The organism is Ancylobacter terrae (assembly GCF_045108345.1).
Lineage (GTDB): Bacteria > Pseudomonadota > Alphaproteobacteria > Rhizobiales > Xanthobacteraceae > Ancylobacter.
In genome coordinates this window covers 2,222,174-2,240,535 of the sequence record NZ_JBJGXH010000001.1, presented here as the reverse complement: position 1 = coordinate 2,240,535, position 18,362 = coordinate 2,222,174, and the positions used below count along the sequence as shown (strand labels likewise).

The following is an 18,362-nucleotide window of genomic DNA, read 5'->3' as shown; positions in this document are numbered from 1 at the left end:
GCTCCGCCTAAGGGGGCTCCGCCGCCGTTGGGGGCGCCGGTGACGGCCGATGAGCTCGCCCGGGTGCTCGGCGTCGCCCCGCGCACGGTGCGGGAACTGGCGGCCCGGGGGCTCGTAGTGCGGGTCTCAGCGCGCGGCCGGTATGACCTCGCCGCGTCGGTGGCCACCTATTGCGCTCACCTTCGTGAACAGGCGGCCGGGCGCGGCGGCGATGCGCAGGCCGGGCTCACGGTGAAAAAGGCACGCCTGACAAAGGCGCTTGCCGATCAGGCAGAAATGAAGCGCGCCGCGATGCTCGGCGAGATGGTTTCCGCTGCCGCCGTCACCGCCGAGTGGTCCGGGATCTTCCGGCGCCTTCGGGCACGGGTGCTCGCTGTGCCATCGCGGGTGCAGCAAGGGCTCCCGTTCCTCAAGCCGCACGACGTCGACGTCATCGACGCCGAGTTGCGCCAGGCGCTCGACGAGTTGGGCAATGACGGCGCACCCGCTTGAACTAGCCCGCCGCGCGGCGCTGCGGAACCTCATTCCGCCGCCGCGCCTGTCTCTCTCGACGTGGATCGAACAGAACGTCTTCCTGCCGGCCAGCATCTCGGCGCAGTCCGGGCCGGTGCGCCTTTGGCCGTTCCAGCGAGGCATTGCGGACGCCATCGGTGATCCGGCAATCGAGCGAGTCACGATCGTCAAGCCGGTTCGCGTTGGCTTCACGACGGTGTTGACCGGCGCCATCGCGTCCTACGTCGCCAACGAACCGGCGCCGATCCTCGCCGTCCTGCCTACCGAGGGTGATTTCCGCCGCTACGTCGTCGACGACATCGAGCCTATTTTCGCGGCGTCGCCATCGCTCGCCGGGCTGCTCTCCGAAGATAACACCGAGTCGGGCCGCAACACGCTGGATGCCCGCCGCTTCCCGGGCGGCTCGCTTCGCTTCGTCGCCGCCAAGTCGCCGAGGAACCTGCGTTCCCATAATGTGCGGGTGCTCATCGTAGATGAAGCCGACGCCATGCGGTCGGGCGCGGAAGGCTCGCCGATCGACCTGGCGGAAAAGCGCACGCTCTCCTTCCCGAACCGCAAGATCGTGATTGGCTCGACGCCGACGGACACCGACACGTCGAACGTGCTGAAGGCCTATGGGGAGAGCGATCGACGCGTCTTCGAGGTGCCGTGCCCCCATTGCGGTCACCGCTTCGAGATGATGTGGAAGGACATCCGGTGGCCGAAGAACGAGGACGGTAGCCACCGTTCCGATGACGCTTATGCCGTGTGCCCGGATTCGGGCTGCATCATCGATGAGCGGGACAAGCCGGCCATGGTGGCGGCCGGCGCTTGGCGCGCGACGGCGCCGCAGGTGCGCGGCCATGCCGGCTTCCGGCTCAATGCGCTGGTGTCCCTCATGGCGAAAGCCTCATGGAGCATCCTCGCGGCTGAGTGGCTGGTCGTCCATGCCGACGCCGAGCGGCGCCGTGTCTTCGTGAATACCTATCTCGCGGAGGGCTGGAGCGACGGCGCCGACGACGTCGACGAATCCGCGCTCGCCGGCCGGGTCGAGCCGTTCGGGTTGAACGCCATCCCGGCGGAGGTGCTCATCGTCACCGTCGGCGTCGACGTGCAGGACGATCGCCTCGAGGCAAGCATCGTCGGCTGGACCCGAGATGATGCGGCGCTCGTGCTCGGTCACGTGATTATCTGGGGCTCGCCCGACGATGACACGACTTGGGCGGAGCTCGACGCGCTGTTGCGCACCCGGTGGCAGCACCCGCACGGCGGGATGCTGAAGGTCGACGCGGCCGTGGTCGACTCCGGCGACGGCGATTGGACGGACCGTGTCTATGCGTTTTGTTTCCCGCGCCTCGCCCGCCGCATTTGGGCCGGCAAGGGCATGTGGGGCGCCCGCGAGGCGATCAAGGTGTCCGCGAGCAAGGTGAAGGGCGGGCGGCTCTTCCTGATCGGCGTGGACGGTCTCAAGAGCCTGATCTTCGACCGGCTGAAGCGCGGCGCGCTCATCCGCTTCTCCGTCGACCTCGAGTCCTCCTACTTCGCCCAACTCGCCTCCGAACGCCGGGTCGTCCGGTTCATCCGCGGCCGGCCGGTGCGCCGCTTCGAGCGCATCCCCGGCGCCCGCGCCGAGACGCTCGACTGCTTGGTCTACGCCTTCGCCGCCCGGCGCGGCGTCCCGATCACCTTCGACACCCGCGAAGACGAACTCCGCGGCACCCCGCCAGTGCCACGCACCCCTCAGGTCATCCGGTCGAGCTGGATGGACCGCAACCGATAGGAGACGACATGGACATCGTGACCAAAGCACTGACACCGGCGGAGATTGCCGCCATCGAGGCAGGGCAGCAGCCCGCTTCGGCAAGCATCCGGGAGGCCGAGCCGGCCGTTCGCCCCGTGGTGAACGCCGGCCCTGTTACTCTCGAATTTCCGGTCACGCACGACGGCATCACCTACACCCAGATCGACGTCAGCAATCCCGTCGTCGGCGTGCTGGAGCAGATCCAGGACGCGGCGCGCGACACGCCGGAACCGAAGCTCACCTTCCTGATGATTTCCCTCTTCGCGGAAATCCCGATCGACGTGGTGCGCAAGCTGCGCCGGAGTGATTTCGAGCGCATCGTCCAGTCTCTCGGGGGCGCTGCACTCACCGAGGCGCCCGGCCCTTTGGACTGATCGTCGGTCGCTGGCACGGATGGACGGTTCCTGCCTGGCAACGCGGCTTCGGCCGCTGGCGCAGCATGGGTGCCGAAATATCTCATGTGCTGAACACCCCGGTCGACGCAGTGACGCGCATGCGGTGGCGCCAGCTTGTCGCTTGGCACGCCGAAGCCGGGCACATTTTCAATGAGGTGCGGAAATGGCAGGCGGCGTTGAATCTTCGAGCCTGATCGTCAGTCTGATCGACCGGGTCACGGGGCCCGCTCGAAAGGCATCCTCGTCTATTCGCGGCATCGGCACGGCGGCACGCGCGGTCGACGGCACGCTCGCCGGCCGCCTGTCCGCCGCGCTCGACGCCAACGCGAAGCGCATGGACGCAATGCGCGGCCGGATGGTCGACGCCGTTGCATACGCATGGGCGCTTCAGCGGGCGCTCGGCGCGCCGATCGGCGCCGGCCTGCGCTTCGGCACCACGCTCGAGGATATCGGCCAGAAGGCCAGCCTCTCCGGCCAGGCGCTCGACCGGCTCGGCGATCAGATCCGCGCAATCGCCAAGGCCACCGGTCGGGCAGGACAGGAAACCGCCGGTACCTTCGATGCACTGCTGGGCCTCGGGCTCGGCGGCGCCACCGACGCCGACAACGTCCGCGCCGCGCTCGACATGATGCCAGCCATCAACAAGGTCGCCACCGCGTACCGCGCCGCCTCGGATGACATCGCCCGGGCGGGACAGGCGGTGTTCGCGAACCTGAAAGTGCCGGCGGCGGAGGTGATTAAGGCCTTCGACGCGATGGCCTCTTCCGGCAAGGCCGGCGCCTTCGAGCTTCGCGATATGGCCCGGTACTTCCCGAGCATCACGGCCATGGCCGCCAATCTCGGCGTCAAGGGCGTGAAGGGCGCGGCAGACCTCGCCGCGGCGCTGCAGGTGGTCCGCCAGGGCGCGGGCAACGCCGAAGAAGCGGCGACGAACCTCATAAACGTGCTGCAGAAGGCCTCGACGCCGGCGACGCAGAAAGCCTTCGCCAAGGTCGGCATCAACTTCCGCAAGGAGTTCGACAAGGCGGTCGCGGCCGGCAAGTCGCCGATCGAGGCGATGGCGGAGCTCACGCAGAAGGCGCTGAAGAAGAAGGGCGTCAAGATCGGCGACCTTTTCGAGGATCGCCAGGCGCAGCTCGGTATTCTCGCCCTGCTGGCCGACATGGAGCGCTATCGCAAGATCCGCGATGAGGCGATCAAGGCCAGCGGCGAGGTGGAGGCGGACTTCCTGCGCCGCATGCAGACCGCCGGGGCGAAGGTCGACCGCTTTCTCGGCTCGGTCGAAAACCTCAACATCGCGCTCGGCAACGCGCTGTTGCCGACGTTGACCACCATCACCGACAAGCTGGTGCCGATGATCAACGCCATCGGCAGCCTGAGCGAGCGCTTCCCGAACGTGACGGCCGGCATCGTCGGCACTACGGCCGGGCTCGTGGGATTGCGCATTGCCGTCGCCGGGGCACGGTTCGTGTTCGGCGGGCTCGCCGGCGGGCTGCTGACGGTCGGGCTTGCCGGCGCGAAGATCCTGCGGCCGCTTGCGGGGCTACTCTCGTGGGGCCGGAAGGCGGAGGTCGCCATTCCGGCGGCCATGGCCGGCTTCTCCCGCGCCTCGCAGAACATGGAGCGGTCCGGTCGCGCGGCGCAGAACGCCTCCGCCGCCATGGTGCGCGGGATGGGCGCCGCTCGTCAGGCTAGCGACCGCATGATCGCCGGCATGTCGTCGGCGGCCGCCAGCGCGCCGGTGACCGGCTTCGTCGCCTACGGCACCCGTGCCGGCCGTGCCATCGCCAACGGCATGCGCGCGATGATGGCCGGCGGCACGCTGCTCTCCTTCATTCCCGAAGTCATCGCGGATCTTCAGCGCACGGCCGAACAGCGCCTCGCCGCCAGCAATGAGAGCGCCAAGGCGTGGAAGTCGTTCTCCGATTCGCTCGACGCATCGGCGGTCGGGAAATGGTGGCAGGACGTTCAGGCGCAGGTGCGGGGCTGGACGCTGGACCTGGCGAGCGTCGGCACGAGCGCGATCACCAGCATGATCGACGGCATGCAGTCCATGCTCGGTGACCTGCTTGCGTGGTTCCGGGAGCTTCCGGCCAAGATCCTCGCCGCGATCGGCAGCATCGACATCGGAAGCCTCATCAAATGGCCGTCCATGCCGTCGTGGATGAGCGGCGGCGGCCCGGCTCCCGCACCGGCGGCCGGCAGCAACAATCGCTCGGCAGGCCGGTGGGGACCGACAGGGCTCAACCGGGACAGCACCAGCGGCCTCGCCATCGGACCAGGTCGGGCGACGGGCGGACCCGTCCGCAAGGGCACGATCTATCCCGTCGGCGAAGAAGGGCCGGAGCTCTTCAGCCCGAGCCAGAACGGGCAGATCCTCCCGAACCGCGCCTATCGAGAGGCGGCACGACCATTGCCAGCAGCAGCCTCCGCGCCTGTCGGCGCCAGCGTGATCATCAACGCCCCCGTCTCAGTCGCCCTCAACATGAAGGTGAACGGCCTGAAGGACGTCGAGCGCATCGCCCGCGAGGCATCACGGAAGGTGGCAGACGAGCTCGGCTCGACGCTCAATCGCCAGCTCCGCCGCCAATCCGAGACCGCCTTCGCGTCCTCGCTATATGGGATGAAATGAGATGCCTGTTCCCACATTCACGATTTCTGCCGACGGCAAGGACGTTACCGCCAACCTCACCGGCGCTGGCCTCATGTCGATGACGATCACCGACGTTGCCGGGCTACAGGCGGACACGCTGCAGATCGACATTGACGATGCCGATGCCTCCGTGATCGCGCCGCGCACCGGGGCCGTCCTCAGGCCGGTCGGAGGCTATGCAGATGTGGAGCTCCGTGACTTCGGCACCTTCGTGGTCGACACCGTGACCTATGAGGGGTGGCCGCAGCGCATCTCTATCAGCGCGAAGTCGGTCGACGCTCTGTCGCTGGCGAAGCAGCGGAACCGCAAGGGCTTTCCACCGGACAAGTTTCCAACCTATGGCGACGTCTTCGACGACATCGCCAAGGGCGTTGGGCTCACCCTCCGCATGGCGCCGGAGCTGAAATCGGAAGCCAACCACTACGAGGCGCAGTCCGACGAAAGCTCCATCGAGTTCCTCGAGCGCATCGCGGAGAAGCTCGGCGCCGCCGTGACGGTCAAGGCCGGGCACTTGATCGTGGTCATGGAAGGCGCCGGCCAGAGCGCCAGCGGCAGCGCCCTCGACCAGATCCCGGTGCGGCCCGGCGTCAACCTGATTGGCTACTCGGTCTCGCTTCGAGACGAAGCGAAGCACGAAGAGGTCGACGCGAGCTGGTACGACCGGGACGCCAACGAGGTGAAAACCGAGTCCGAATCCACCGGCCTCGACGGGCCGCGTTTCAGCCTGCGTTACCCGTTCCAGAACCGGGACGATGCGAAGCGCGCGGCAAAGGCCCAGGCGAAGGACCTTCGGCGCCTGCAAGGCACCGCCAGCTTCGAAATCGACGGTTCCCCCTTCGCCCAGGCGGAAGCCTACGCAGCTGTGAGCGGCGTCCGGCCGGGCGTGGACGGGCTCTGGCGGGTCGCGACCGTCACGCACAACTTCTCCGCCAGCGGGCCCTACACGACCTCGCTGTCCTGCGAGACGCCCTCCGGGGAGGAATAGGCGGATGGCGGAGAGCACCTGGACGCCGGCGCGCGACGGCCTGCTGCGGTCGATGCATGCGGACGGCGCTTCAATCCGGGAGATGGGGCGGGAGTTGGGCTTGGCCCCCAACTCCATCTTCCGGCGGATCCGCCGGCTCGGGCTCAACCGGAAGACGCCGCCGGCCGACCGGACATCGGCGCAGCGGCATGCCGACTTTCTGCAAATGCTAGTCGCCGGCGTCCCGTTGCAGGAGGCGAAGCAGAGGGCCGGGTTCTGACGCCTGGCGGGGATGGGGACCGAAAAGCTGGCGCGCTGCCTCCGCCGCCCGCGCCAGCGGCTCGCGGAGCCGAGCGGCGGCCGACGGCACGGCACGCAGGGTCTGCACGAAGGATAGCGGCGGGGCGCTCGGCTGCTCGGTGAACCATGGCGAGGCACTGTCGGGGAACGGCGCCGACTCCGCGATGAGGTCGATGAACTCGCAGCCCCAGTCCCGCGCCTGGCGAGCGGCGCTCTCCCGCGCGAGTTCGTAGCTCGGTCCGAGCTCGAGCGTGCGGCCAGCGCGATGGACGACGAATGTTGGCGATCCGTCGATGTGCTCATGGACGGGCTCACCCGTCCGGCCGCGCCAGGTCAGCCCGACAAGGGTGCGGCGTTCGAGGATGATGGGATCGGTGCTCATGGCTTTGGCCCCCGCTCGGCGGCCGTCACGAGGCCGCGGTCTTCGAGGAGGTCGTAAAACCTGACCGTGGCCTCATCATGCGTGTCGCACAGCGCCGCGACGATGATCGCTTTGGTCCCGGCCTGGTGCTGGATGACAGCGTAGCGTTGGCGCGGCGTGGCAAGCTGGACGTTGAGGCGGTGTCCGGTCGGCATGAGAAGCTCGACGGCCGTCTCATCGCAAGCAACGACGGCGACGGTCGTTTCTCCTTCGGGAGGTGACAGATCTTCGTGGATCGTCATGCTGCGGCTCCATCGCGGCGCGGTAGGCTGAAAACGTTTCGGGTGACGACGGCCTCACCGGCGAGGGTGTCGAGCTGGACCAGCCGGAGGCGCACAGCCTCGAGGAAGTCGTCCTCGAGCTTGATCGCTTCCCAGCGGGCGAACCCCGAGCTCAGGGCCGCTTCGCGGACCCGTCCGGCCTCTTGGTGCGCGAGGCGCAGTCGCACGGAACCCTGGCGCGGCTGCAGATCGACAGCGAGCAGGTTGGCCTTGTGCCGCAGAGTGCCCGGAAACGAACGAAGATCACCCATGGTTGGCCTCCCGCGCGCGGGGTTCTGCACAACAGAATTCGTCCTGAACCATACCGTCGAGTGTAACGCCAACAGTTGAGCTTGGTGGAGAGGTTTCAGAACTAGAACCAGAAGAGATGATAGAATCCTGGTGCGAAGCACCTTTGGGTTCCATCTTATAGTTATGGAGGGCCAAATCGGCCCTGTTATTGGAGGGCCAATTCGGCCCTGTATCCGAAACCCCACACCAGTCGTCCGGGGCGATCACGGCATAGCAATTTGCCCTCGCCGTGCGGCCACTTCCGCCCTCCTTCGCGGGTCGAAGAATGACGCTCGTCACCTCGCGCGGAGCGTCCACGCCCCGGAGGCGACGGATGGCGCCGATGCGGTGGAGGTGATGAAGCTCGCGGCGGACGTGGCGCTCATCGATGCCGGCGGCGCGGGCGATAGCCTTCTGGGATGGCCAGACGTAGCCGGTGCTTCCCATGTGCTGGAAAAGCACTATCGCTACGCGCAAGCCGCGTTCGGACAGTGCCCGGCACCCAGCAATGGCGGCGAGCCACTTGAACCGATCGGCCGGCGCCTGCGGGCGGGTATCGCTGAGCAAGGCTCGCAGCTCACCGAAGTCGATGCCGCAGCGGGCAGCGAGGCGATCGCCATCGCCCCAGCGGTTGCTGAGCGCTGCGTCCCTATCCGCCTGAGAGAGGGACGCGAGGAGCTTGCGAAGGGCGGCGCTCATACCGACACCTCGCGGGTCCGTGCATCGCGAGCAAGCGCTGGAAGCCGCCTCACGGTCTTGGGTACATCAAGGCCGCGCATCGTGATTGCCCGGACCAGGCCGCGGCGCGACCAGCTATGCGCGTCCTCCCGCCACGGCGCGGCACCGCTGCCGCACCGCCGCTGGAGGAGGTAGCGCGCGCCTACCGGACGGAGGATGACCCGCCAGCCCTCGCCGAGTTCGGCGAGGACGAAGCTGTAGTCGTCGGCCGCCTCGCTCATGCGGTCGCCCTCTGAGCTGCCCGCATCACCACCCTGGCGCGCGTTGAGGGCAGGCTGTCGCCCGTCATCTGCTGGACTGCATCCTTGCCGCCACCGAGTTGGAACACGTCCGCGTCGTGCATATCCACGCCCAACTCGTCAGCCACGCTTCTGAATTCGCTCCACAAAAACGCGTAGTATCGGCGCAGCTCGTCGAGCGTCGGCGGCGCACGCTCCGGGCTGGCTGCTGCCAACGGGATGGCTGGAAGCGCGGCGAGCGGCGCGACGGACGCGGCGCCAGCGATAAGGGTGCGTCGTGTGATCATCGCGCGGCCTCCCCGAACTTGCGGGCAGGGTTCAGGCGCGCAGACGCATCGTATCTGTCCAGATCGGCCTCATCCCAGAGCGACCGCCCGTTGATGCGGAGGGCAGGGGCAGGGAAGGCGGTTTCATGATCATTGCACCAGCGCCACAAGGTCGTCCGGTGAGGCTCGCCGTAGCGGGTACGTACCTGTGCTTCGGTCAAGTACCGCTTCGATTTGGTCTCTTCGCTCATCGCTCAATCGCTCTCGATGTCCGAGAGGATGCGAGGTTCGCAACAGACGCGCGACCTCGCATCCTCTCGGATACGTGGTCGCTCCTACCCGTATAGCGGGCAGTGCATGATTGCGGGTGAGCCGGCGCCAGAGCGTTAAACGTCGACCCGTCTGATTCGAGTATGATCCGACTAGTGCCGGCACGAAATCAGATGCAACAACGCTGCAGTATTTTTCAGCGTTTCGCAACTCTCTTCTTCATCGGCAGCACCACGGCGCCCCGGCGTCCGGCGACCGCGGCGACCTTGCGCTTTCGGTCGTCGCTAGCGTGCAGGTAGACGTTCGTGATGTTGGTGTCGCAGTGGCCTAGCAGATCCGCAACAGCTTTCAGATCAGCGCCAGCCGCCAGCGCGCCGGTGGCGGAGGTATGCCGAAGATCGTAGGGCCGAAAGCGCGGCACGCCAGCTGCGTCCTGAACAGCATGCAGGACCTTGTGCACCGACTGGATCGGCTGCCCATAGCGCTTGCCGGGAAAGCACCAATCGACACCCTCGATGCGCGGCACGGACTCGAGCACCGATCGAGCCTCAACTGACAGGTACACCTTGCGAGCACCCGTCTTGCCGCGAACGACCATAGTTCCGCCGGTCATATCGACGTCTCCCCATTGCAGCGTCCGCGCCTCGCCCGGCCGGAGGGCGCATAAAAGCGACAGGCGGAGGAGGGCGGCCAGCCACGGTGAAACCGAGCCCTTGGCCTCCTGCTCAGCGAGCTTGCGTCCGAACTTGGCAAGGTCCGCCTGCTCGATCTCCCGCGACGGCTTGAGTTTGTCCTTGTCCAGCATCTCGCGCTTCTTGATTACGGAAGCCGGGTTGTGGTGGCTGGCGGGCAGGCGCCGATTCTTAACCGCCCAATTGATCGTCATCCGGATAAGGGTGTGCGCGTAGGTGCGGTCGCGCTCACCTTTTCGCGCGAAGATGCACTTCCGGACGTCATCCTCGGTAATCTTGGCGATCGCCTTGGTGCCGAGAGCGGCGAGCACATAGCCGATGCGCTGCTCATAGCTTGCGATCGTCGCCGGGCTCAAACTCAGGCGGGCCGTATCGAGGAGAGCTTCCCAGCATTCCTTGAACGTGACACCGCCAGCCTTCGGCGCGGCTGCCGCTCCGCCCGCCCTCAGTCGGGCTGCTTCGGCGCGGGCCTCAACAAGGAGCTTCCGGTCATCGCCGTGAACCTCCCCGATCACGCGGCGGGTGCGCTTGCCTGTGGCGGGGTCGGAGAAGTCGACAATCCACGAAACCGTGCCTGAGGTGATCCGAGCGCCGAGGCCGTTGCCGTCCCATACGATCCGACGGTCACCTGCCTTAAGTGCGTCTGCCTTCGCCTGCGTGAGCTTCGCCATGGTCCGCTTCCCGTGTCACACGATCGAGGTCCGTTTGGTGTCGATCGGCCAGCGTGTCACAGATCGTGTCACAAAATCGGGCCGAAACACGCAACGTATCGATACGCCGTGAAACGCAAAATGCAACGCAAATCGTTCAAAACGTACGATTTTCGGATTTGGTGAAACGTCTCGAAACGTCCAAATTTTGGACTCTGACTCCGTTAGTCCAGGTTCGAATCCTGGTCCCCCAGCCAATTGATTTTATTGCGCTTTTCCCCTCTTGATGCTTCGCTGAAATCGCCTGTTCGGGCGATCGCTCGGGCGTTATCGTTTCGAGCTCGCGGATCGCCGCCTCGCCCAGCGCTGGGTCGAGGCTGGCGGTATGTTGGTGAATGCGGATCGACGAGGCGTCGATCGTCGGGATGTCGCCATCGTTAGCAGAGCAGACGGCTTGCAGAATGCGCGCCAGTTGCCCGCCTTTCCCCGCCGGTTGAAGCGATTGACGCACGTCGGAGGCGGGCCACAGCGCACCGGAATGTCGGCCCTTGCCGGCGGCGAGTTCATGGACAGCGGTGCCAAGGCGATTTCAGAACCCCTACTGCACAGTCACCGTCCCGGCCGTCCGCGCCATGAATGGACGCCCCGTCAATGAAAGGCGGTTTCGGAAACGTGCTCGAAGAGCTTGGCGTTGTCGCTATAGTCGACATGGACGCCGATGATCACCGGGCCCGGCGTATCGAAAGCCTTCTTCAACACCGGGAGTATGTCGTCCGGAGCGTCGATCATCATGCCCTTCGCTCCGAAGGCTTCGGCGTATTTGACATAATCGATCGGCCCGAAATCGATGCCCGAGTTGCGGCCACCATATTTCAGTTCCTCCTGCACCTTGACCATGTTGTAGGTGCCGTCGATCCAGACCATGTGCACGAGATTGGTGCCGAGGCGCACCGCGGTCTCAAGCTCCATTGCCGAGAACAGGAAGCCGCCATCCCCGGAGATGGAGAGCACCTTCTCGGTCGGACGCACCAGCGAGGCCGCGATGCCCCACGGCAGGGCGACGCCGAGCGTCTGCTGGCCGTTGCTGATCAGGACCTGGCGCGGCCGGAAGCTGTAAAGATGACGGGCGATCCACAGATGGAACGAGCCCATATCGAGGCACAGCGTGACGTCGTCGCTGAGAAACTGCTGCAGCGCATGAACAAGGCGCAGCGGATGGATCGGCGTGCCGCTCTTCCGGGCCACCGCATCGGCCAGCAGCTTGCGTTCGTTGCTGATCGTCTCCAGCATCGACGCGGACAATGCGGAACGGCCCTCGCGCTTCACTTGCGGGGTGAGCGCATTCAGCGTCTGCGCGATATCGCCCACCAGTTCGACATAGGGTTGGTAATTGGCGTCGATCGTGCAGGGGACGACGTCGATGTGAATGATCGTGCGGCTCTTGCCGAGATTCCATTCCGGCGGCCAGTATTCCACCGGATCGTAACCCACCGTGATCACCAGATCGGCGGCATCCAGCAGCCGGTCGCCGGGCTGGTTGTTGAGCTGGCCGACCCGCCCGCCGAAATTGTCGAACATCAGCGCGCCGACGGCTCCGGCGGACTGGAAGGTGCCGACCACTGGCAGATTGCCCCTTGCCAGGAAGGGCTGCAGCGCCGCCGCCGCCGCCGGGCGGCTGGCCAGCATGCCGAGCAGCACGACCGGATTGGCCGCCTTGCTGATGAGCGCTGCCGCTTCCTTGATGCCGGCAGGGTCGGCCGGCCCCTGGCCGGCGAATTTTGGCAGGTTGACCGTCGCTTGCGGCGCCTGCGCCGCCATCACGTCGAGCGGCAGATTGACATAAGCCGCGCCCGAACGGCCGCTTTCCGCCGCGCGGAAGGCGTTGCCCATGACTTCGGCGACCTGCTCCGTGGAACCCACGCTCACGGCGTATTTGGTTACCGGTTTGAGGATGGACACCGCGTCCATGGTCTGGTGAAGATGCTTGTCGGCTTCGCCCACGGCCACGGCGCCGCCGAGCGCGAGGACGGGGTCACCTTCAGAATTGGCGGTGGCCAGCCCGGTGACGAGATTGGAGACGCCGGGACCGGAGGTCGCGATACACACGCCGGCCTTTCCGGTCATGCGGCCGATGCCGCCGGCAATAAACGCGGCATTCTGCTCATGGCGGCAGACGACGGTCTCGATCTTGGACAGGCTCAGTGAGTTGAAAACCGCATCAATCTTGGCGCCGGGAATGCCGAAGACATGGCTCACACCATGCTGTTCGAGCGAGCGGACCACGAGATCGGCCCCGATCTGCGAAGGGCGCTTTGGGTCGGACATTTTGAGGCTCCAGCTTGAGCATTTTTGAGCGAAGCGGATTTCGGCTCACGTGAAAAATGCATGGAAACAAAGATCAGGAGCTTATCCGATGGACCGGAACTCACCGGAACGGGCTCGATAGCGGCTCAATGGGATCGTTCGGCGGAATTGAGCTCGGCCGCGATGTCCTTGCTGAGATCCGCCTTCAAGAATTCCTCGCTTTCCGGAAGAATGAGGCGAAAATCATTCAGGGTTTCGACCTGGAGATCGAGGAAATCCGCTTCCACGTCTAGAACATGGCCGCCCTGCGTGTGGTCATCGGAAATGAAGTGGAAATGGTAGCCCTCGACGCTGAACTGGGCCGAGAAGGCTGGGGACCAGATGCCGACCAGCGTGCCGGTCACGTCGTTGAAGACGAATTCGCTCTGGGCTTTCGCGGCCTCGACAAGGCTCGTTCCCGGTTCGGGAGGGCTTACCGCGCGCGCCTTGATCCGCTTGTAACGACCGTGAAGGCGCAGGGCGTGAAAAATGTTGTTGGAACTCCGGAAGCAGTCGCATTTCGCTCCAAGATCGTCAAAGCTCGCCACGGCTTCGACTTTCCCGTTCTTGTCGGGCGTGAACTCCGTCACGACGGCGAACGGCGCGCCGACCTCGGATCCGGCTTCGGTCACCTTGCCCGAGGCATGGGCCTGATAGACGTGCCCATCCAGAACGACCATCTCGCCGTCAAGGCCAGCAAAGGTCCCGAGCCCGAAATTGCCATGCTCGAGCAGGGCGCCGACCGTCACTTCCTTGTCGTACACGCCAGCGACGAGCGCCCCTGAGGTCGAGACCTGGAAGACCGTGTGGAGCTTTACATCCGTATGCCGCGACAAAATCTCGGCGATCAGGGACTGCGTGCTCTGGTTGCTCCGCGCGGCCTCGTCATCCAGCGCCTTCTTCAGGGCCAGCGAAAGCTCAATCTCGATGAGGGGCAATCTGTACTCCCCGAAAAATCCATCGTCCGGCAGATTTTGCGCGCTAAACGCGTTTCGAAAACAAGAACATAGTGATCTTCAACGTATCATCACACGATGAACTATCAATATCCCATTTGTGATGGGCAGCATTAGGGTCAGTTAACATTAATCGGATGGCAGTGATGTGATTGAGGCTCCGCAAGGAGACGGGATGTAAGTGAGCTGTGCTGGCTGACGGCCGAGCGGATGGCGCGGCTGGAGCCGTATGTCCCCAAGAGCTATGGCAGGCGGATGGTGTGCCGCTCCGAAGCCGGTGACGACGTCACGCGGACGGTCCGTCCTCACTGTGAACCGCTCGCGGGCGGCCGGAAAGTTCGGCACCGGCATCATCGGTAAGCTGGCGGAAGAAGAACACCGACAGCACGCTCACCATTCCCACGACGACGAAGGCTGCGGAGAAGTCGGAGACGTGGATCTGATCGTCGCCGCGTGCCGCGCGCAGCGTTTCCAGCACGAGAGCGGCGACGGCAACGCCCGTGGATATCGACACCTGCTGCGCTACGCTCGCGAAGCTGGTGGCGCGGCTCATCGCGTCCGGCGACACGTCCGCATAGGTCAGGGCGTTGGAACTGGTGAACTGGAGCGACCGGAAGAAACCGCCCAACAGCAGGCAACCCGAGATGACAAGAGCCGGAGTTCCCGGCACGAACAGCGCCGAAATCCCGATGAAGGCGCTGCTGATGAAGGCATTCACCACCAGGACGCGGCGGAAGCCGAAGCGACGCAGGATCGGGGCGGCCGTCAGCTTCATCGTCATGGCGCCCGCGGCGGATGCGAATGTGACCAGACCCGACGCAAGGGGCGTCATCCCGAAGCCGAGCTGAAGCAGCAGCGGCAGGAGGAATGGCATGGCGCCGATGCCGACGCGGAAGAGCGAGGCGCCGAGAACCCCGATCCGGAACGTGGGAATCGATAGGAGGCCGATGTCGATGATGGCACGGGGCGTACGTCGGGCATGCCGGATATAGAACGCCATGGCGACGGCCCCGATGGCGATCGAGGCCGGGGCGAAGCTCTGCGGGACGAGCTCCTGGCCGAGCAGCGTGAAACCGAACACCAGGCCCACCAGCCCGACGCTCGACAGGAGCATGCCGCGATAGTCGAACGGGCCGACCTCCCGCTCACGGATATCCTCGATGAAGCGTGTGGCCAGGACGATTCCCAGAAGGCCGATGGGTATGTTGATGAAGAAGATGTAGCGCCAGTCGAAATAGGTGGTGATGAAACCGCCCACCGGGGGCCCGACGACCGGCCCGAGCAGTGCCGGCACGGTCAGCCAGGCAAGGGCGGATACGAGCTCGCCCTTCGCCACCGTGCGCAGGATCACCAGCCGCCCGACCGGGACCATCATGGCCCCGCCCAGTCCCTGGATCATGCGGTACAGCACGAAGTCGGGCAGCGACACCGCCATGCCGCACAGGGCGGAGCCGATGGTGAACACGACGATGGCGGCGCGGAAGACGTTCCGGGCGCCGAAGCGGTCCGCCACCCAGCCGCTGGCCGGGATGAACACCGCGAGGCTCAGGAGGTACGACGTCAAGGCCAGCTTCAACGCGATCGGGTCTTCGTGAAGATCCCGCGCGATGGCCGGCAGCGAGGTTGCGATCACCGTGGAATCGAGCTGCTCCATGAACAGCGCGCAGGCGATGATGAGGGGAACGAGCTGGCTGTTTTTCACGGGCGGTCCCGGTCACGCGGAAGCGCCTTGATATAGGGCGGAAGGGCTGTGCGCGAGGGGATCAAGGCGCTTTGATCGGGCATGTTCGCTATCGCCGTTCATCGCCGCGCGGCGAGCGGTAACCCGTGCTGACGCCATGCGTTCCCGGCAGGTCTGGACGGTGTCGAATCACTAGGAAACCCGGTCGCACCGTGGTATGAGCCCTCGCCAACTCGACAGGGCGCTTTGCTGCGGTGCAGCGCTCCATCCATCCGTGTTTCGGCCTCCGGGCCCGTGATTCAGGAGTTGGCGATGCCGATCAAAGACGGCCTCGTGCGTGAAGCACTTACCTTCGACGATGTGCTGCTGAAGCCCGGCCTGTCCGACGTGATGCCGGGGCAGACCGATATCGGCTCCCGCGTGACCCGGTCCATCCGGCTCAACCTTCCGATCCTGTCCTCGGCGATGGATACGGTGACGGAATCGCGCCTCGCCATCGCCATGGCGCAGGCGGGCGGTCTCGGCGTCGTGCACCGGAACCTCGAGCCGGAAGTGCAGGCCGAACATGTGCGGCAGGTGAAGAAGTTCGAATCGGGCATGGTGGTCAATCCGGTGACCATCCATCCCGACCAGACGCTGGCCGATGCGCTGGCCCTGATGAAACTGCACGTCATCTCCGGCATTCCGGTCGTCGAGCGCGGTCCGAACGGGCGCGGCGGGCGCCTCGTCGGCATCCTCACCAATCGCGACGTGCGCTTTGCCACCAATCCGGCCCAACCGGTCGCCGAGCTGATGACCAAGGAGCGGCTGGTCACCGTTCACGAGGGTGTCGACCAGCTGGAAGCCAAGCGGCTGCTGCATCAATACCGCATCGAGAAGCTGCTGGTCGTCGACGCGGATTATCGCTGCGTCGGGCTGATCACCGTCAAGGACATTGAGAAGGCGGTCGCCAATCCGAACGCGGCCAAGGACGAGCAGGGCCGGCTGCGGGTCGGCGCAGCCACCACGGTCGGCGAGGACGGGTTCCGCCGCGCCGAACTGCTGGTGGATGCCGGGGTCGACCTCGTGGTCGTCGACACCGCCCATGGTCATTCGCGCAAGGTTCTGGATCAGGTCAGCCGCATCAAGCACCTGTCCAACAAGGTCCAGATCCTCGCCGGCAACGTCGCGACGGGGGAGGGCGCGAGGGCGCTGATCGACGCCGGCGCCGACTCGATCAAGGTCGGGATCGGGCCGGGCTCGATCTGCACCACGCGTATCGTGGCGGGTGTGGGCGTGCCGCAGCTCACCGCCATTCTCGACGCCGTGGAAGTCGCGCAGGCGCTGGATACGCCCGTGGTCGCCGACGGCGGCATCAAGTTCTCGGGCGATCTCGCCAAGGCGCTGGCCGCCGGCGCCGAGACCGCGATGATCGGCTCCCTGCTCGCCGGCACGGACGAGAGCCCGGGCGAGGTCTATCTTTACCAGGGGCGCTCCTACAAATCCTACCGCGGCATGGGTTCGGTCGGGGCGATGGCGCGCGGCTCTGCCGATCGCTATTTCCAGGCCGAGGTCAAGGACACGCTGAAGCTGGTGCCGGAAGGCATCGAGGGGCAGGTGCCGTACAAGGGACCGGTCGCGGGCGTGCTGCACCAGCTCGCGGGCGGCCTCCGGGCCTCGATGGGCTATGTGGGCGCCGCCAATCTCGCCGAATTCCGCGAGAAGGCCGAGTTTGTCCGCATTTCCGGCGCGGGCCTGCGCGAGAGCCACGTCCACGACGTGATCATCACGCGTGAAAGCCCCAACTATCCCGGCGCCGCCTGAGACGGCCGGCCATCGCGTGCCCGGCGCGCGATGGCCTCGAACTCCGCCCGCAGCTTCTCGAGCTCGGTCTCGTCGAGTTCTTCGAGATCGAGCAGGATTTCGCGTGGGCCTTCCAGCTTCGAAATCAGCTCGTCGAGCTTGATCTGCATGGCGGCCGTGTCCCGGTTCTGGCTGTTCTGGATCACGAACACCATCAGGAAGGTGATGATCGTGGTCGAGGTGTTGATCACCAGCTGCCAGGTGTCATTGAAGCCGAACAGCGGGCCGCTGAGACCCCATGCGAGGATGATCGCCACCGCACCGACGAAGGTCGCCGGCTTGCCGGCGTAACTGGCGACAGCCTGCGAGAAGCGCGTGAAGGCGGATCTCTTGGGGGAGCCCGGCTCGCGGCTCGAATGCGGCTCGTTCCTGCGGTTCGCAGGCGATGATGGGATTTCCGCCGTCATGACACGCCGTCCTCGCTGGCCCGGCGTGAGTGCCGCGCACGGCAGAACGGCGGGGCGGGCGGAGAGTTCCCGCCGTTCTGCCGTCGTCTGAGGTCGATCATCGGACCGGGGCATCGCATCCATCGGCCTTGGCCCGGCTGATCCTGATCGGCGAGGCGATCTGTTGCATCGCCCTGATCCGCGGGCGAGGAGAAAGCGTTGTGAGGTGACGGGTATCCGTCAGCCGATGGGCGGTCATGCCGCCGGAGGAGCCGTCATGAGCGTTGCCGCAATTCTCCTGCCTCTGTTCGTCCAGGTCTTGCTGACCTTCGCCATCCTGGTGGTCCTGGGCCGGCGGCGGCTCGGACCCGTGCGCCGCGGCGAGATTGGCGATGAGGCGCTGCTCGACGATCGTGTCTGGCCGGAAAAGGTGCGCCAGGCTGGCAATTCTTTCCGCAACCAGTTCGAAATACCGGTGCTTTTCTACATCATCGTCGTTCTGGCACTGGTCACGCGAAAGGCGGACCTGCTGTTTGTCGTCCTGTCCTGGGTCTTCGTCCTCAGCCGCATCGGCCATGCCGCCGTGCATCTGGGCTCCAACGATATCCGCTTCCGCTTTCCCTTCTATCTCGTCGGCGTGGCTGTTCTGTTGCTGATGTGGGTGCTATTTGCGCTGGCGATCCTGTTCGCGCCCCTTGTTCCCTAGCTTTCCGGTGTGTCCG

At 65.6% G+C, this 18,362-nt stretch carries 19 protein-coding genes; 7 read left to right on the top strand and 12 right to left on the bottom strand.

Annotated features, from left to right (window positions below):
- Positions 1 to 39: 39 nt before the first annotated feature.
- From ACEUEL_RS10770 to ACEUEL_RS10750, 5 genes are all read left to right on the top strand, one after another.
- Positions 40 to 492, top strand: a complete 453-nt coding sequence (locus ACEUEL_RS10770) for a hypothetical protein (protein ID WP_405704658.1) — start codon at positions 40 to 42, stop codon at positions 490 to 492.
- A complete protein-coding gene (locus ACEUEL_RS10765; protein ID WP_405704655.1) occupies positions 473 to 2,272 on the top strand; it encodes a phage terminase large subunit family protein in 1,800 nt (599 codons plus the stop codon). Before ACEUEL_RS10770 ends, ACEUEL_RS10765 begins: the two co-directional genes overlap by 20 nt.
- 8 nt (positions 2,273 to 2,280) lie before the next feature.
- Positions 2,281 to 2,667, top strand: a complete 387-nt coding sequence (locus ACEUEL_RS10760; RefSeq protein ID WP_405704653.1) for a phage tail assembly protein — start codon at positions 2,281 to 2,283, stop codon at positions 2,665 to 2,667.
- 184 nt (positions 2,668 to 2,851) lie between these two features.
- Entirely contained in the window at positions 2,852 to 5,320 is a 2,469-nt protein-coding gene (locus ACEUEL_RS10755; RefSeq protein WP_405704650.1) for a phage tail tape measure protein, read from the top strand.
- A gap of 73 nt (positions 5,321 to 5,393) precedes the next feature.
- Positions 5,394 to 6,326 carry a phage late control D family protein gene (locus ACEUEL_RS10750; RefSeq protein ID WP_405704647.1) on the top strand — a complete coding sequence of 311 codons (933 nt, stop codon included), beginning with the start codon at positions 5,394 to 5,396 and terminating at the stop codon, positions 6,324 to 6,326.
- A 208-nt stretch (positions 6,327 to 6,534) separates the two neighbouring features.
- Here ACEUEL_RS10750 and ACEUEL_RS10745 read toward each other — a convergent pair whose 3' ends face one another.
- From ACEUEL_RS10745 to ACEUEL_RS10695, 11 genes are all read right to left on the bottom strand, one after another.
- A complete protein-coding gene (locus tag ACEUEL_RS10745) occupies positions 6,535 to 6,987 on the bottom strand; it encodes a hypothetical protein (RefSeq protein ID WP_405704644.1) in 453 nt (150 codons plus the stop codon).
- Positions 6,984 to 7,268, bottom strand: a complete 285-nt coding sequence (locus ACEUEL_RS10740) for a hypothetical protein (RefSeq protein ID WP_405704642.1) — start codon at positions 7,266 to 7,268, stop codon at positions 6,984 to 6,986. Before ACEUEL_RS10740 ends, ACEUEL_RS10745 begins: the two co-directional genes overlap by 4 nt.
- Positions 7,265 to 7,558 (bottom strand): hypothetical protein, encoded by a 294-nt coding sequence (locus ACEUEL_RS10735; protein ID WP_405704639.1) that lies wholly within the window; start codon positions 7,556 to 7,558, stop codon positions 7,265 to 7,267. Before ACEUEL_RS10735 ends, ACEUEL_RS10740 begins: the two co-directional genes overlap by 4 nt.
- A complete protein-coding gene (locus tag ACEUEL_RS10730) occupies positions 7,551 to 8,276 on the bottom strand; it encodes a helix-turn-helix domain-containing protein (protein ID WP_405704636.1) in 726 nt (241 codons plus the stop codon). The genes ACEUEL_RS10735 and ACEUEL_RS10730 overlap by 8 nt, the downstream gene beginning before the upstream one ends.
- Complete coding sequence (locus ACEUEL_RS10725; RefSeq protein WP_405704631.1) at positions 8,273 to 8,536, bottom strand: hypothetical protein; 264 nt, start codon at positions 8,534 to 8,536, stop codon at positions 8,273 to 8,275. The genes ACEUEL_RS10730 and ACEUEL_RS10725 overlap by 4 nt, the downstream gene beginning before the upstream one ends.
- A complete protein-coding gene (locus ACEUEL_RS10720; protein WP_405704629.1) occupies positions 8,533 to 8,841 on the bottom strand; it encodes a hypothetical protein in 309 nt (102 codons plus the stop codon). The genes ACEUEL_RS10725 and ACEUEL_RS10720 overlap by 4 nt, the downstream gene beginning before the upstream one ends.
- A complete protein-coding gene (locus ACEUEL_RS10715) occupies positions 8,838 to 9,071 on the bottom strand; it encodes a helix-turn-helix transcriptional regulator (protein WP_405704626.1) in 234 nt (77 codons plus the stop codon). Before ACEUEL_RS10715 ends, ACEUEL_RS10720 begins: the two co-directional genes overlap by 4 nt.
- Before the next feature lie 215 nt (positions 9,072 to 9,286).
- Positions 9,287 to 10,453: a tyrosine-type recombinase/integrase gene (locus ACEUEL_RS10710; protein ID WP_405704624.1), complete on the bottom strand. Its 1,167-nt coding sequence runs from the start codon at positions 10,451 to 10,453 to the stop codon at positions 9,287 to 9,289.
- Between the two features lie 627 nt (positions 10,454 to 11,080).
- Positions 11,081 to 12,757, bottom strand: coding sequence for an acetolactate synthase AlsS (gene alsS, locus ACEUEL_RS10705; protein ID WP_405704621.1), 1,677 nt, complete (start codon positions 12,755 to 12,757; stop codon positions 11,081 to 11,083).
- A 125-nt stretch (positions 12,758 to 12,882) separates the two neighbouring features.
- Positions 12,883 to 13,713, bottom strand: a complete 831-nt coding sequence (budA, locus tag ACEUEL_RS10700; RefSeq protein WP_405704619.1) for an acetolactate decarboxylase — start codon at positions 13,711 to 13,713, stop codon at positions 12,883 to 12,885.
- A 304-nt stretch (positions 13,714 to 14,017) separates the two neighbouring features.
- Complete coding sequence (locus ACEUEL_RS10695) at positions 14,018 to 15,433, bottom strand: MFS transporter (RefSeq protein WP_405704613.1); 1,416 nt, start codon at positions 15,431 to 15,433, stop codon at positions 14,018 to 14,020.
- A 291-nt stretch (positions 15,434 to 15,724) separates the two neighbouring features.
- Between ACEUEL_RS10695 and guaB the strand changes: the two genes are divergently transcribed.
- Entirely contained in the window at positions 15,725 to 17,215 is a 1,491-nt protein-coding gene (guaB, locus tag ACEUEL_RS10690) for an IMP dehydrogenase (protein WP_405704610.1), read from the top strand.
- Here guaB and ACEUEL_RS10685 read toward each other — a convergent pair.
- A complete protein-coding gene (locus ACEUEL_RS10685; protein ID WP_405704607.1) occupies positions 17,197 to 17,661 on the bottom strand; it encodes a low affinity iron permease family protein in 465 nt (154 codons plus the stop codon). The two genes, guaB and ACEUEL_RS10685, sit on opposite strands and share 19 nt — an antisense overlap.
- A 256-nt stretch (positions 17,662 to 17,917) precedes the next feature.
- On the opposite strand from ACEUEL_RS10685, the gene ACEUEL_RS10680 reads away from it, so the two are divergent.
- On the top strand, positions 17,918 to 18,346 hold the full coding sequence (locus tag ACEUEL_RS10680; protein ID WP_405704604.1) for an MAPEG family protein: 429 nt from the start codon (positions 17,918 to 17,920) through the stop codon (positions 18,344 to 18,346).
- Positions 18,347 to 18,362: the final 16 nt, after the last annotated feature.

Excerpts from the sequence above, each read along its gene's own strand:
- ACEUEL_RS10765 (WP_405704655.1), top strand. The coding sequence starts at position 473 with ATGACGGCGCACCCGCTTGAACTAGCCCGCCGCGCGGCGCTGCGGAAC.
- ACEUEL_RS10760 (WP_405704653.1), top strand. The coding sequence starts at position 2,281 with ATGGACATCGTGACCAAAGCACTGACACCGGCGGAGATTGCCGCCATC.
- ACEUEL_RS10755 (WP_405704650.1), top strand. The coding sequence starts at position 2,852 with ATGGCAGGCGGCGTTGAATCTTCGAGCCTGATCGTCAGTCTGATCGAC.
- ACEUEL_RS10750 (WP_405704647.1), top strand. The coding sequence starts at position 5,394 with ATGTCGATGACGATCACCGACGTTGCCGGGCTACAGGCGGACACGCTG.
- ACEUEL_RS10745 (WP_405704644.1), bottom strand. The coding sequence starts at position 6,987 with ATGAGCACCGATCCCATCATCCTCGAACGCCGCACCCTTGTCGGGCTG.
- ACEUEL_RS10740 (WP_405704642.1), bottom strand. The coding sequence starts at position 7,268 with ATGACGATCCACGAAGATCTGTCACCTCCCGAAGGAGAAACGACCGTC.
- ACEUEL_RS10735 (WP_405704639.1), bottom strand. The coding sequence starts at position 7,558 with ATGGGTGATCTTCGTTCGTTTCCGGGCACTCTGCGGCACAAGGCCAAC.
- ACEUEL_RS10730 (WP_405704636.1), bottom strand. The coding sequence starts at position 8,276 with ATGAGCGCCGCCCTTCGCAAGCTCCTCGCGTCCCTCTCTCAGGCGGAT.
- ACEUEL_RS10725 (WP_405704631.1), bottom strand. The coding sequence starts at position 8,536 with ATGAGCGAGGCGGCCGACGACTACAGCTTCGTCCTCGCCGAACTCGGC.
- ACEUEL_RS10720 (WP_405704629.1), bottom strand. The coding sequence starts at position 8,841 with ATGATCACACGACGCACCCTTATCGCTGGCGCCGCGTCCGTCGCGCCG.
- ACEUEL_RS10715 (WP_405704626.1), bottom strand. The coding sequence starts at position 9,071 with ATGAGCGAAGAGACCAAATCGAAGCGGTACTTGACCGAAGCACAGGTA.
- ACEUEL_RS10710 (WP_405704624.1), bottom strand. The coding sequence starts at position 10,453 with ATGGCGAAGCTCACGCAGGCGAAGGCAGACGCACTTAAGGCAGGTGAC.
- alsS (WP_405704621.1), bottom strand. The coding sequence starts at position 12,757 with ATGTCCGACCCAAAGCGCCCTTCGCAGATCGGGGCCGATCTCGTGGTC.
- guaB (WP_405704610.1), top strand. The coding sequence starts at position 15,725 with ATGCCGATCAAAGACGGCCTCGTGCGTGAAGCACTTACCTTCGACGAT.
- ACEUEL_RS10685 (WP_405704607.1), bottom strand. The coding sequence starts at position 17,661 with ATGACGGCGGAAATCCCATCATCGCCTGCGAACCGCAGGAACGAGCCG.
- ACEUEL_RS10680 (WP_405704604.1), top strand. The coding sequence starts at position 17,918 with ATGAGCGTTGCCGCAATTCTCCTGCCTCTGTTCGTCCAGGTCTTGCTG.